The following is a 14,063-nucleotide window of genomic DNA, read 5'->3' on the forward strand; positions in this document are numbered from 1 at the left end:
GTATTACCTGCCGCGTGCGGCAGATGGAGCGGCACGGTCCGCCGCGGCCCGGACCTCAGGCCATCGATGCGGCGGCATGCAGCCGATCGGCCAATGCCATGATCTCGGCCGCGTCCTGCACCCGCTCGCGCCAGGCGGCCGGAATGCCGTCGACGCCGTAGAACGCCCCCGCCAGCTGGCCGCAGATGGCGGCGGTGGTGTCGGCATCGTCGCCCAGATTGGCTGCACGCAGCACCGCATCGGCGAATGTCTCGGTGGTGGCGAAACACCACAGCGCGGCCGACAGCGAATCGACCACATAGCCGGTGCCGCGGATCTGCGCCGCGGGCACCGCCGCGTGGTTGCGTGCGGCCAGTGCGCGCACTGTCGGCGTGACTAACTCGTTGCACTGCGTCTGCAGCACTGCCCCACGCTCGCCACCCAGCAACGCGGCATGCAGCTGCAGCGCGAACAGCCGGCAGGCGTCCAACGCTTCGGCGGCGGCATGCGTGGTACGCGAACTGTCCGCAGCACGCGCGCCCAACTCAGCCGGGCGATACGCGTAATACATCGCCACCGGCGCCAGCCGCATCAATGAGCCGTTACCGGCCGCGCGCGGGTCCTCGCTGCCGCTGAAGGCCGGACCGCCATCGAGATAGCGCTCCAGCGCCTGCCGCACGGTGCTGCCGATATCGAAACAGCTGCCGGTGCTGCTGAGGTAGCCGTGCTGGTACCAGTTGCAATAGCGATTCATCTGATCGGCGGCATCGAATCCGTTCCGATGCAGCAGGCTGTGCGCCAGGCACAAGGCCATCGAGGTGTCGTCGGTCCATTGCCCGGCACGCAGCGCGAACGGGCCGCCTCCGCGCATGTCGTCGATCGGGGTAAAGCTGCCCGGCGCGCAGAATTCCAGCGTGGTGCCAAGCGCATCGCCGACCGCCAGGCCCAGCAGACAGCCGCGAAACCGCGCGCGTTCGCGTTCGCCGTGCGTCATGGCGCGGCTGCGCCCGCCTTCGCTGCGCGTGCGGCCTGCTGCTCGACCAAGGTCAGTGCGACGTTATCGCGCAGATACGCCGGTTCCACACGCTCCGGCGCCACGCCTTCGCCACGCTGCAACGCCGGCAATGCCAGCGTGAGCAGGTCGGCGGCGTGCGGCAGGGCGCTGGCATCGATGCCACTCAGCTGCGCTGCAAAACGCCGCTGCAGCAGACCATCGGCGGCAGCGAAGCCGGTGCCCACTCCGGCGAAACGGTGCGCGGTGTCCGGCACGACCAAGGTGTCGGGCGTGCACACCACTTCAGGCATCAGTTCCAATACACCATCGTCGTGACGCACAAAGACGCCGGCATACACCTCGCCCATGCGCGCATCGATGCAGGCCAGCACATGCTTCGCCTCGGCAGGCGCGCGCAACGCCAGTACCTGCAGCGTGGAGACCGCCAGCACCGGCCGATCCAGGCCTAACGCAATGCCCTGCGCGATACCGATGGCCAGGCGCACGCCGGTAAACGCACCGGGCCCGCGGCCGACCGCAATCGCATCGAGCTGGCGCCGCGTGATGCCGGCCTCGGCCAGCAGCTGCTCGGCCCACGGCAATGCCAGTTCCGCGTGACGACGCGGCGCCAGTTCGAAACGCTCGATGACGCACCCGCCCACGTGCAGCGCGACCGAGCAGGCTTCGGTAGAGGTTTCGAATGCGAGAACGTTCATGGCAGGGCCGTGGCAGCAAGAAGGAGGAAGATCAGCCGTCGTCGAACGGCAACGCCGGGACGCCATTGTCGCCCAGCGGCGCGGTGGCGCCAAAAAACGCCCGCACTTCGTCGATCTCGCGCGTGCGCGCAAACGGCGGCAGCGATTTCATGAAGGTGCGGCCGTAGCTCTTGTTCACCAATCGCGGGTCGCACAGCACCAGCACGCCGCGGTCGGTCTCGCTGCGGATCAGCCGGCCCACGCCCTGCTTGAGCGCGATGACCGCTTGCGGCAATTGCTCGTCGCGGAACGGGTTGCCGCCCTCGCGGCGGATCGCGTCCAGGCGCGCTTCGAACACCGGGTCGTCGGGCGCGGCAAACGGCAACTTGTCGATCACCACCACGCTCAAGGCGTCGCCGACCACGTCCACGCCTTCGCGGAAACTAGCCGACCCCAGCAGCACGCCGTTGCCGGAATCGCGAAAGCGCTGCAGCAACGTTGCGCGCGGCGCTTCGCCCTGCACGAACAGCGGCCACGGCGCACCACGCAGCGCTTCGGCCGCCTCGCGCAGCGCACGGTGCGAAGCGAACAGCAGGAACGCGCGGCCATTGGAAGCTTCCAGCACCGGGGTCAGTGCCGCGATCAAGGCCGTACCGAAACCGCGCGCGGCCGGATCGGGCAGGTTCGGCGGCAGGTAGCACAACGCCTGACGCCCCCAGTCGAAGGGGCTGGGTTGCAGCAAGGTCACCGGGTCGTTCAAGCCCAACCGCAGCGCGATGTGGTCGAACTCGCCACCCACCGCCAGCGTGGCCGAGGTGAACACCCAGGCCGCCTGCGATTTTTCGCGATGCTCGCGCAGCGGCCCGGACACGTCCAGCGGCGTGCGCTGGCAACGGAATCCACGCGGACTCAGCTCATACCAGAGCACATCGTTGTCGACGGTTTGTTCCGGCGGATCCTGCGCGAAATCCGCCACCGCTACGTCCTCGCCCAGCCAGCGCGACAACCTGTTCAACGCTTCCTGCGCGCGCGCCGTGCAGCCATCGAATCCCGGCGAGGCCTCGCGCAACGGCAGCAGCGATTCGGCCAATCGTGCCAATGCCGACAGCACCGCATCGAACCCTTCGCGCACCTGCGGTTTGGCCAGTGCACGCCATTGCGTGCCGCGCGGCGGCAGGCCTTCCATGCCGGCACGCAAGCCGCGCAAGGCTTCGTCCAGGGCCAGGATCGGCTCCTGCAGACTGGCCTGCGCGCCGGCGACCAGACGCGCTTCGACCATGCAATCGCGCGCCAGCTCCTGCCACGGGCGCATGCCGAAGCTTTCGCCGAAGAAATTGGCCGCCAGCTCCGGCAGCTGGTGCGCTTCGTCGATGACAAACGCCTGCGCGCCCGGAAGGATCTCGCCGAAGCCTTCCTGTTTGAGCGCCAGATCGGCCAGCAGCAGATGGTGATTGACCACGACCAGATCGGCGGCCTGCGCACGCTGGCGCGCCTGCACCACAAAGCATTCGCCGTAGAACGGGCACTCGGTGCCCAGGCAGTTGTCGACAGTGGAGGTCACCATCGGCAGCAGCGGCGAATCGTCCGGCAAGGCGTCCATCTCGGCCATGTCGCCGTACTGGGTACGCCCGCTCCAGGCCACGATGCGCTGGAATTGCGACACCTGCTCGGGCGTGGCCAGGCGCGGCTCGCCGCGCGCCTGCTGGGTGCGGTACTTGCACAGGTAATTGGCGCGGCCTTTCAACAGCGCGCTGCGCAGCCCGATGCCCAACGCGGCGCGCACGCGCGGCAGGTCGCGGTGGAACAGCTGATCCTGCAGCGCGCGTGTGCCGGTGGAGACGATGGTCTTGAGGCCGGACAGCAATGCCGGCACCAGATATGCGTACGTTTTTCCGGTACCGGTACCGGCCTCGGCCAGCAGCACCTCGCGCTGCTCGAACGCCTCGGCGATGGCGCCGGTCAGGCGCAACTGCGCATCGCGCGGTGCAAACGCATCGAGCTGACGCGCAAGCGCCCCGCCCTCGCTGAGCGCCTCGATGCTGGCAGTGGCTAGTTGGGACATGAGACCAAGGAGAATGCGGAAGATGAAGCACGACAGCCTAGCGCGTGCGCGGGGATGCTGCCTGGATCGGGCCTGCAGCAGCCGGTAAACACTTCATCGCGGCAAGGCGGCTGCGGCGCACGTGGCCGGCGATGTGGCGACCTTGTGACTGCGCCGCGCCATCCGCGCCTGACGAGGATGGCCCTCGACATTCCACAGGCTTTCGATGCAGTAGGGCCATTGCGTCATCGGTGTGTCCTAGGCGCTGTTGTGTGGTCGTCGCTACACCGCCCACCCCATTCCACGCACAGGGTGTGCATCCCGGCCGGCATTGCACACTCCTCACCCGGCGGTTGGGCCGGCATGCATCGGCGACTTGCAGACGACAAGAAGGATTGCCCATGCCATGCGCGCGGCAAACAACGCATCACACTCGAAGACTTCAGGCCCGCTGCGACGCGGCGGTGGGCGCCCCGATCGAGTCGACCTGTCCGCGGACCGCAGGATGCAGCCACACATCCCACTCCCGCATGGCGCAGCCGGCCGGGCCGGTCGCGCTGCCTGCAGCGCAACCGGTAGTGCACGCACTCAGTAGCGTTTTACGCCCGGCACAGTGCAACCGGCGATCTGCGCCTTGGCCGAGGCGGCATTTTCCTTTTCGCCACGCGCCAGCCGCGATTGCTCGATGGTGGCCCAATGACGACGGCACAGCGGGCCGGTCTTGGAACCCAGCTCCACTGCCTGGTTGGCGAAGCGTTCGGCCGCCGGCCAATCGGCCTGCAGCACGGCCACTTCGGCACGCTCCTGCAAGATTGCCGGGTCACCGGACACCAGCTTCAGCGCCTGATCCAGCGCCGCCGCTGCACCGGGCAGGTCGCCGGCCTGGCGCTTGGCCTTGGCGCTCTCGCGCAGGTCGTCCACCTGCGGGTCGCGCAGCGGCTGCACCGACAGCTCGGTGTCGTCCACGCCGGCTTCGCGCTCGATCAGCAACAGCCGTTGTGTCGGCGTGGTCGGGTCCACCGGCGTCGGCGGCGGCGCGGGCGGCGCACTGACGCAGGCAGTGACTGCGGCGAGCACGCCGATCAGGGCAACAAGGCGATGCAATCGGATCATGGGGTCACTCCAGTCAATGTGCAGGGGGCGCCGACGCGGGCGCCGGTGCGGGTTCTTCCGGCTTCTTTTCCAATCCGAAGAAACGCCGCCAGCCGCCGCCGCTGGATTGCTCGGCAGGTGCGGACCCATCGTCGGGCACGCCTTCGATGGAGGGCGCATTGCCGGCGCACGACGCATAGGCCGGCGTGAAGCCGACCACGAACGGGAACTGCCGCGCGCCCGGGCAGCCGGCATCGGTAACGCCCGTGCCGGCCGCGTCCACCCACTGCCAGTCCAGGCCCTTGCCGTTCACCTTCAACGGCGCGCTGGGCAGGCGCGCGAAGATGCTCGACCACACCCGCATCGCGCCGGTGGCGCCGTACAGGCCGGTCTCGGCGTTCTGGTCGTTCCCCATCCAGATCACCGCCAGATGGTCGCCGGTATAGCCGGCATACCAGCTGTCGCGGCCATCGTTTGAGGTTCCGGTCTTGCCCGCAGGCGACAGGCGCCCCAGGCCATCGCCCAGCAGCTGCCGCGCGGTACCGCCGCTGACCACCTGCTGCAGCGCGACGCTGATCAGGTTGGCCGCCACCGAGTCGCCTTCCTGCGCCGGTGCCGGCGTCTTGTCGTAGCGCTTGAGCAACTTGCCCTGCGGATCGAGCACGCCACGCACCGCATGCAGCGGCTGGATCTCGCCACCGGCCGCCAGGAACTGGTACAGCTGCGCCATGCCGTACGGGCTCTGATCGGTCGCGCCCAGGATCAGCGAGGGGTTCGGGTCGGCCTTGATGCCGGCCAGCACCTGGATCAATTGCGCCACGCGATCGGCGCCGACCTGCATGCCCACCCGCACCGTGGCCTGGTTATACGAATGCGCCAGTGCATCGACCAGCCGCACCGTGCCGTGACTGCGGTTGTCGGAATTGCCCGGCGACCAGGTCTTGCCCCGGCTGAGCTGCACCGTCACCGGGGAATCATCGACCCAACTGGACAAGGCCCAGCGGTCCGGCGAAGCCAGTGCCAGCAGATAGACGAACGGCTTGAGCAACGAGCCCACCTGCCGCTGCGCCTCCACCGCACGATTGAAGCCGGGCTTGGCCACATCGCGGCTGCCGACCACTGCCAGCACATCGCCGTTGTGCACATCGGTCACCACCAGGCCGGCCTGCAGCGGCGGACGTTTCTTGTTGTCCAGCCGCTTGATGGTGCCGGTCACCGCGCCTTCGGCATAGGCCTGGGCGGACGGCGACATGCCGGTGAGCACGCTCATGCCGGCGCCCTGCAGCACGCCTTCGGGATAGTCGTGAGCCAGCTGCCGGCGCACCAGGTCCACATAGGCCGGGAAGCGGTTGGCCGCGACCAGGCCCGGTTCGGTGGGCACGCCCAGCGGCGCAGCCAGCGCGCGCTTGTACTCGGCATCGTCGATCAGCTGGTTCTCGTGCAGCTTGCCCAGCACGAAGTTGCGCCGGTCCAGCGCGCGCTCCGGATTGCGCCGTGGGTCGTAATACGACGGCCCCTTGACCAGCCCGATCAGCAGCGCGATCTGCTCGGTGGTCATCGAGGTGAGCTCGCGGCCGAACCACAGCTCCGCACCTGACGACACGCCGTGGATGGCCTGCCCGCCGCGCTGGCCCAGATAGACCTGGTTGAGGTAGGCCTCCAGGATGGTGCGCTTGTCGTAGCGCGCCTCCATGATCACCGCGTACAGAATCTCGTTGAATTTACGCGTGACCGTCTGCTCCTTGCCGATGCCGAGCAGACCGCTGCGCGCCAGCTGCTGGGTCAGGGTGCTGGCGCCCTGACGGACCTGGCCGCCGGAGCGCAGCATGATCCAGGCCGCCCGTACCATGCCGCTCAGATCGATGCCGTGGTGGCTGTTGAAGTCGCGGTCTTCCACCGCCTGCAAGCCGGTCACCAGCAGCTCGGGCACTTCTTCCATGCGCACCAGGCGGCGCTCTTCCTGCTTTTGTCCATACAGCGTGGCGATGCGCGCCGGGTCCAGCCGCGCGCTCTTGAGCGCCTTGCGATCGCCGGCATCGCGCAGGCTGGCCACGCGCCCGCCGGACAGGCTCACCTCGATGCGCCGCGCAGGCACGCGCCCGTCCACGTCGTTGTAGCCGCGGCTGGCGATGGTGAAGCGGCTGCCTTCCTGCCGATAGGTGCCGGCCAGCTTGGCCTGGCCGTCGTCGCGGTAGGACGCCGCATCGAGTTCGGTCTTGAGCGTGGCCGCATCCAGCGCATTGCCGGGCACCAGCACCAGCGGGCGCCCGTACACACGGGTCGGGATCTGCCAACGCAGCTCGCCGAAGCGCTGGCTGACCTGCTTGTTCAGATACACCGTGTAGGGGATCAGGAAACCGAGCGCCAGCGCGATCGCGGCAAAGCCCCAGACAATCAGCCTGCGTTGCCAGCGGGAGCCTTGCGCGTTGGAGTCGTCCTGAAAGTCGTCGGAATCGTCGTGGTCGTAGCGTCGGGGCACGGGGATGCGAAAATGTAGAGTCCGGCGAGTCTAGCGCAGCGCTGTCGTGGTTGCGCCGCGCTGGCCCCGCCGACTTAAGCGCGGCTAACAAACGCCAACGCCCGCCTCCGCGCCAGCGGAGCCTGTGCTCGGCGCGGCCAGTGCCCTCTCGTTACACTGGCAGAGGTTGTCGGCCGGCTGTGCCATCGCACCACCTGCCCGCTACGCTCACCGGTCTCTCCGCTGGAGTTTCAACGCAATGTCGATGTCACTGGCCGATGCGCGCTATCTGTTCAATCGCGTGCTCGGCCTGATCCACCGCAGCGTGGCCAGCATGCGCACACGCGGATGGCGTGCGACCTGGCAGCGCATTCGGGTGCACACGCAGCCCCCCCCGGTCGCGCTCGGCACACCGTTGTGGCTGCCCGACGCCACGCCGTTTGCCGCATTTGCCGTGCCGCACAGCGCCGCGCCGCGCGTGACGGTGGTGATCGCGGTCTATGATCACATCGCCCATACCCTGGCCTGCCTGCGTGCGCTGGCTGCACATCCGCCGCAGCGGGAGGTGGAGATCGTCGTGGTGGACGACGGCAGCAGCGATGCCACCGCCGTGCAGCTGCCGCAGATCGCCGGCCTGCGGTACCACCTGCGCGCCAGCAACGGCGGCTTCATCGCTGCCTGCAACGACGGGATCGCGCTGGCACGCGGCGAGTACGTGGTGCTGCTCAACAACGACACCATTCCGCAGCCCGGCTGGCTGGATCGGCTGATCGACACGTTTGCCGCGTATCCGGACGCCGGCCTGGTCGGCGCGCAGTTGGTGTACCCGGACGGGCGCCTGCAAGAGTCTGGCGGTGTGGTCTTCGGCGACGGCAGCGCCTGGAGCTACGGCCGCTTCGAGTCGGCCGACGACCCGCGCTATGCCTATGTCCGCGCGATGGACTACTGCTCCGGTGCGGCGATTGCGCTGCCGCGAGCGCTGTTGCTGACGACCCTGGGCGGCCTGGACGGCTGCGACCCTTCATCGGGCTGGAATGCTGCCGACCTGGCCTTCGCAGTGCGCGCTGCCGGGCGTCAGGTCCTGGTGCAACCGGCCAGCGTGGTGGTACATGACGAAGGCACCAGCGACGGCACCGACACGCGTACCGGGGTGAAGGCCTATCAGGTGCGCAATCAGGCGGTTTTTGCGGAGAAATGGCAGCAGGCGCTGGCGACGCAGTTGCCGGTCGGCACGGTGCCAGGCCCGGCGCACCTGCATCGCGCGCAACGCCAGGTGCTGATCCTGGACGAATGCGTGCCGCAGCCGGATCGCGATTCCGGATCGCTGCGGCAGTTCAATCTGATCCGGCTGCTGCGCGAAGAAGGCGCGCATGTGGTGTTCGTGCCGACCCGGCGCGAACATGCCGGGCGCCATACCCAGGCACTGCAGCAGCTGGGCGTGGAGGTCTGGTACGCGCCGTTCCTGGACGGCATCGGCAGCTGGTTGCGCACGCACGGCGCGCGCTTTGCAGTGGTGCTGCTGGTACGCCATCACGTTGCCCACGCCTGCCTGCCGCTGTTGAAACAGTACGCGCCGCAGGCACGCACACTGTTCGACACCGTCGACCTGCACTACCTGCGCGAGCGCCGCGGCGCCGAGCTCGCCGGCGACGCCAATCTGCTGCGCAGCGCCGAACGTACCCGGGTCCGCGAGCTGGAGATCATGGCGGCCACCGACGTCACCGTGCTGGTGTCTGCCGCCGAACAGGCGCAATTGCACGCGGATGCGCCACAGATCCGCACCGCCCTGCTCTCCAACCTGCACGAGGTCGCCGGCAGCGGCCACAGCTTCGAACAACGCCGCGACCTGGTGTTCGTGGGCGGCTTCCGGCATCCGCCGAACGCAGATGCGGTGCAATGGTTCATCAGCGCGATCTTTCCGCAGGTGCGCGCGCACCTGCCCACTGTGGAGTTTCACTGCATCGGCGCGGATCTTCCGGAAGCGCTGAAGCTGCTCGCGGAAGAATGCCCCGGCGTGCGCCTGCACGGCCATGTGCCGGATCTGGTGCCGTTCATGGACAGCGCCCGCATTGCGGTCGCCCCACTGCGCTTCGGTGCCGGGGTCAAGGGCAAGATCAACCTGAGCATGGCGCATGGTCAACCGGTGGTCGGCACCACCTGCGCGGTGGAAGGCATGCATCTGCGCGATGGCGAGGATGTCTGCGTGGCCGATGAGGCCGATGCTTTCGCCAATGCCATCGTGCGGCTGTACCAGGACGCGGCGCAATGGCAGAAGCTGGCCGATAACGGCCTGCGCAACGTGGCCGAACACTTCTCGCTGGATGCAGCGCGCGCAACGGTCCGCGAGCTGTTTATCGCGGGGTGAACGGCGCCGCGGGTGAGCGACTGGCCCGTTGCGGATCGGGCAGATGCATTGGTCGTGCTGCGCGGAGGATTGCGGGCTGCCCTGATGCGGGCGCGCGCAGCGCTTGATGGGTGACGGGATTGGCCCATCGCAACGACGAAGGCAGATATGGATCGCGATGCTTCGCGCGCACCCTCATCCGCCCTTCGGGCACCTTCTCCCGACGGCAGAAGGGATCGACAGCCGGGATGTCTTGCGGCCTGGTCGCCACCTACCGCCGGCGTCCACAGGCCGAACGCCAACGACGACAACCCACGCCTCAGCGCTGCTCCGCCACCGCCCTGACCCGGCGCGTGAATTCGGCCAACTCCGGCAAACCGGGATCCAGCTGATGCGCTTGTTCCTGCGCACGGCGTGCGAACGCCGCATCCTCCTGGCCCAGGCGCTCGCTGCCGACCGCAACCCAGCGCTGCGCAAGACGTCGACGCGCGCCGGCCAGCGCATCGCCATTCGGGGTCAATGCCTGCCAGGCATCCAGGCAGCCGCGCGCGGCGCGCAGCCGGTTGTTGCGTAGTTCGTCTTCGAAACAGCGCTGGCTGGCCGGCGCCACGCGCGCGGCGGCCTGCAGTACGCGTGGGTCGCGCGGTGCCAGTGCCTGCGCCGCGCGCACCGCGTCGTAGGCGCTGACACCGGGTGGCGTCATCCATTGCTGGCGCGCTTCGGCATCGGCAACACGTTGCAGCAGCCCCCGCAAACGGCGCTCGCGAACGCCGCGTGACAGACCCGTTTCCGGGCCGCGCTGGGCATCGCGGGCGCGCGCGATGGCCTGCTCGGCCTGGGCGATGGATGCGGCACCCGGCACCAGCGACTGCGCCTGTTGCAGCGACTGCATCGCCGCGTCGAACTGAAAATCCGCGGCCTGCCGGCCTGCCTGCGCGGCGTATTCGCTGGCCACCCGTTCCAGCCCGCGATGCGCACCGACATCCTCCGGCTCGGCCGCCAGCACCGCGTTGAAATCGCGTGCCGCAGGTGCCAAGCGACCACGGCGCAACAATACCTCGGCGCGCTGCCGGCGCTGATCCAGCACACGGTGATAGTGCCCCTCGGTCGACGGCACGTCGGCGTGCCCGGCGTCGTAGCGCTTGGCGGCGGCCAGCAGGGCCGCCGCCTCGCCGAGGGCGTCGCGCGCCAGCGCATGACGCGCCTGCGCCAACAGATCGGTCAGGGCATCTTCGCGCCCTTCCAGCGCGTCGGTGCGGTCGGGCGCCAGGGTCAGGATGCGCTGATACAGCGGCAGCGCGCTGTCGGGCGTGCCATCCAGGCGACCTTGCTGCTGGGCCGCAGCGGCCTGCGCCAGCAGGGCATCCAGTCCGGCGCGGCGTGCCTGCAACTGACGCAGCCGCAGCGCAACCGGCGCGATCTGCGCCTGCGGCACCTCCAGTGCGGTTGCCAGTGCCAGCGTGCGCTGCGCGGCGACCGCATCGCCGGCCGCGATCGCGGCACGCGCCTGCACCACGGCCGCCATGCCGGTCCGCGCCAACCCGATGCGCGCCTCGCTGCGATCGTTATCCAACGCAAGCGCAGCGGTGAACAGTTCCTGGGCACCGCTGCCGTCGGCGGCACTGAGCTTGCCGCGCGACAGCGCCGCATCGCCACGTTGCAGCAATTGCTGGATGCGGGTGTCCGGCCACAGCAAATCGCCCAACGGCTTGCGCGCCGCGATGACGCTCAACAGCAGGCAGGCGGCAAGTACCAGCACCACGCGCCATAGCGCAAGGCTGCGCAACGGCGCCCAAAGGCGCGGCGACCTGACCCAGCGCGGCAGGGAAAACATGCGGTGGCGTCCATCCTTGGCGCGACCTGACGGGGACGCGTTCACGTGCCTATGGTAGCTGGCTGTGCCGCGAAGACGGTGTGGGTGGGCAGGAGGGGCGGATTCGGGAGTCGGGATTGGTCAAGGCAAGCGCGACGGGAGCCGGCGCGCTGCCCGAACTGGCCCGGTGCATCGATGCATCCTCCAGCATCTGCAGGCGGCCCGGGGAGCCTGCCAGGCACGCGTTTCCGCCGCACGGCGGCCACGCACGCCACGTTCGAAAGCGCAACGCGCGCAGAGGCAGTCGATGATGCGCCCCGACCAGCGGCTAAGCCGCCTACCCGCGCTCAGCCCAGTCGCCGCACCTCATTCACGCCCGGCAAGGCATCCAGCTTGCCGAGCAGGGCGGACAGCTGGTCGTAGTCGCTGACCTTGAGCCGCAGGCGCAGCTGCGCCCTGCCGGTGTCGCGCACGTTGTCGCTGTTGATTTCCAGCACGTGCGCATCTTCCTGCGCGATCAGGTTGGTGATGTCCTTGAGCAGCCAGCGGCGGTCCACCGCGCGCACCTGCACATCCACTTCATAACCGCTGCCGGCCTTGCCCCACTCCACCGGCAATACGCGCTGCGGGTGGGCGGCAGCCAGCCGTGCCAACGCCGCGCAGTCGGTGCGGTGCACAGTGATGCCGCGGCCGCGGGTGAGGTAACCGGCAATCGGCTCGCCGGCCACCGGCTGGCAACACCGCGCTAGTTGCACCAGCAAATTGCCCACGCCCTCTACGGTGAATTTGGATTTACCCAAGCCCTCGCGGCGCGCGGTGGGTCGCGGCGGCGGCGGCACTGCAGGTTGCGAGGCGGCGCGCTCGGCTTCCAGCAGCGCACGGCTGACCTGGTTCGGCCCGGTATCGCCCAGCGCCACCTGGATATACAGATCGTCAAGGTTTTCCGCGTGGAACTTGCGCGTCGCCACGCTCAGATCGGCGTGCTGCAGGCCCAGACGCTTGAGTTCGCGATCGAGCAGGTCCTTGCCCGCCTGCACATTGCGCGCACGGTCGAGCTTGTGGAACCACGCGCGCACCTTGTCGCGCGAGCGCCCGCTGGCCAGAAAGCCGTTGGACGCCAGCAGCCAGTCGCGGCGCGGGTCGGCTTCCTTGGCAGTCATGATCTCCACCCGGTCGCCGCTGCGCAGCCGATAGGTCAGCGGCACGATGCGGTCGTTGACCCGGGCGCCACGGCAGCGGTGTCCCACCATGGTGTGCACGTGATAGGCGAAATCCAGCGGCGTGGCGCCCTGCGGCAGGTCGATGACCTCGCCCTTGGGGGTCAGCGCATACACGCGGTCTTCGATCAGCTCGGCATCCAGCGCGCCGGCCAGCTCGCCGTGCTCGCCTTCCTGCACCTGCTCCAGCAACTGGCGCATCCACAGGATCTTGCGGTCGAAGGCTTTTTCGCCGCCCTTGCCGCCTTCCTTGTATTTCCAGTGCGCGGCCACGCCGAGCTCGGCCTGCGCATGCATCTCGTGGGTGCGGATCTGGATTTCGATGGTGCGCCCTTCCGGGCCGACCACGGCGGTATGTAGCGAGCGGTAGTCGTTGGCTTTGGGCCGGGCGATGTAATCGTCGAACTCGCTGGGCACCGGTGCCCACAACGAATGCACCGCACCCAAGGCGGCGTAGCAGGCCGCCACGTCCTCGACCATCACGCGCACCGCGCGGATGTCGTACAACTGATCGAAAGACAGTCGCTTCTTCTGCATCTTCCGCCAGATGCTGTAGATGTGCTTTGGTCGCCCGCTCACCTCTGCGCGCAGGCCCTGCTGGGCGAGCGCCGCCGACAAGGTGCGCTTGACCGCTTCCAGATAGCGCTCGCGCGCCACCCGGGTTTCGTCCACTTCGCGCGCGATGCGGCGGTAGGTGTCCGGTTCCAGGTGCCGGAAGGCCAGGTCTTCCAGCTCCCACTTCACTTGCCAGATGCCCAGCCGGTTGGCCAGCGGCGCATGAATGTCGCGGGTGAGCTGGGCCAGCGCGCGGCGCTGTTCTTCACTGAGACGGTCGGCCACACGCATGCGCGCCAACTGCCGCGCCAGCAGGATCGGCACCACGCGCAGATCGTGGATGATGGACAGCAGCAGCCGCCGCAAGCCCTCGCTGTTGCGCCCGGCCTCGCGCCCGGCGTGCAGCGCCCAGACCTGGTCGGCCGCATCCAGACCGTCCAGCAGCCCTTCTACCGCCACCCGCCGCTCCACCGGTTGCCAGGGCAGGCCAGCCACCGCCCCGCGTAACGCAGGCAGGTCGAACAGCAGTGCCGCAATCAACGTCGCCTCGTCGGCTGCCAGCGATGCCAGCACGTCCAGCGTGTCGGCCAGCAATGCCCACGGCACGCCGTCGGCCTGCGCGGGCGGCGCATCCTGCCAGGCCTGCGCCAATGCATCGCGTAATGCCGGCGCAATCGACGCAAGGGCCGGGCGCTGCAGCAAGGCATGCAGGCGTTCGAATGAGGAACTGGTCACAACGGTGGACACGGCGGCCGGCAATCACTGGGGTCTGATCGCTACGGTAACGTGCGCGTCACCTTCTCCACAACGCGCAATTTCCGCGCAAACGGCTGCCGGCAGCCTGCCTGCGCTTATGCCCGGTTCACCCGCCAAGG

The 14,063-nt window shown here is 68.7% G+C and carries 8 protein-coding genes; 1 reads left to right on the plus strand and 7 read right to left on the minus strand.

Annotated elements, in window-relative coordinates; genetic code table 11:
• Positions 1 to 55: 55 nt before the first annotated feature.
• The 5 genes from FHY18_RS05345 to mrcB form a co-directional block, all read right to left on the minus strand.
• Positions 56 to 973 carry an ADP-ribosylglycohydrolase family protein gene (locus FHY18_RS05345; protein WP_259152195.1) on the minus strand — a complete coding sequence of 306 codons (918 nt, stop codon included), beginning with the start codon at positions 971 to 973 and terminating at the stop codon, positions 56 to 58.
• Complete coding sequence (tsaB, locus tag FHY18_RS05350; RefSeq protein ID WP_259152198.1) at positions 970 to 1,689, minus strand: tRNA (adenosine(37)-N6)-threonylcarbamoyltransferase complex dimerization subunit type 1 TsaB; 720 nt, start codon at positions 1,687 to 1,689, stop codon at positions 970 to 972. Before tsaB ends, FHY18_RS05345 begins: the two co-directional genes overlap by 4 nt.
• Before the next feature lie 31 nt (positions 1,690 to 1,720).
• On the minus strand, positions 1,721 to 3,730 hold the full coding sequence (locus tag FHY18_RS05355) for an ATP-dependent DNA helicase (RefSeq protein WP_259152200.1): 2,010 nt from the start codon (positions 3,728 to 3,730) through the stop codon (positions 1,721 to 1,723).
• A gap of 567 nt (positions 3,731 to 4,297) precedes the next feature.
• Entirely contained in the window at positions 4,298 to 4,822 is a 525-nt protein-coding gene (locus FHY18_RS05360) for a hypothetical protein (RefSeq protein ID WP_259152202.1), read from the minus strand.
• Positions 4,823 to 4,835: 13 nt separating this feature from the next.
• Positions 4,836 to 7,280, minus strand: a complete 2,445-nt coding sequence (mrcB, locus tag FHY18_RS05365; RefSeq protein ID WP_259152204.1) for a penicillin-binding protein 1B — start codon at positions 7,278 to 7,280, stop codon at positions 4,836 to 4,838.
• 238 nt (positions 7,281 to 7,518) lie between these two features.
• Between mrcB and FHY18_RS05370 the strand changes: the two genes are divergently transcribed.
• Complete coding sequence (locus FHY18_RS05370) at positions 7,519 to 9,624, plus strand: glycosyltransferase (RefSeq protein WP_259152206.1); 2,106 nt, start codon at positions 7,519 to 7,521, stop codon at positions 9,622 to 9,624.
• 298 nt (positions 9,625 to 9,922) lie between these two features.
• On the opposite strand, the gene FHY18_RS05375 is transcribed toward FHY18_RS05370, so the two are convergent.
• Complete coding sequence (locus FHY18_RS05375) at positions 9,923 to 11,437, minus strand: hypothetical protein (RefSeq protein WP_259152207.1); 1,515 nt, start codon at positions 11,435 to 11,437, stop codon at positions 9,923 to 9,925.
• 326 nt (positions 11,438 to 11,763) lie between these two features.
• The gene (locus tag FHY18_RS05380; protein WP_276577118.1) at positions 11,764 to 13,947 is read right to left on the minus strand and encodes a bifunctional (p)ppGpp synthetase/guanosine-3',5'-bis(diphosphate) 3'-pyrophosphohydrolase; all 2,184 of its coding nucleotides are present in this window, start codon (positions 13,945 to 13,947) and stop codon (positions 11,764 to 11,766) included.
• Positions 13,948 to 14,063: the final 116 nt, after the last annotated feature.

Source organism: Xanthomonas sp. 3793, assembly GCF_024806835.1.
Taxonomy (GTDB): Bacteria; Pseudomonadota; Gammaproteobacteria; order Xanthomonadales; family Xanthomonadaceae; genus Xanthomonas; species Xanthomonas arboricola_F.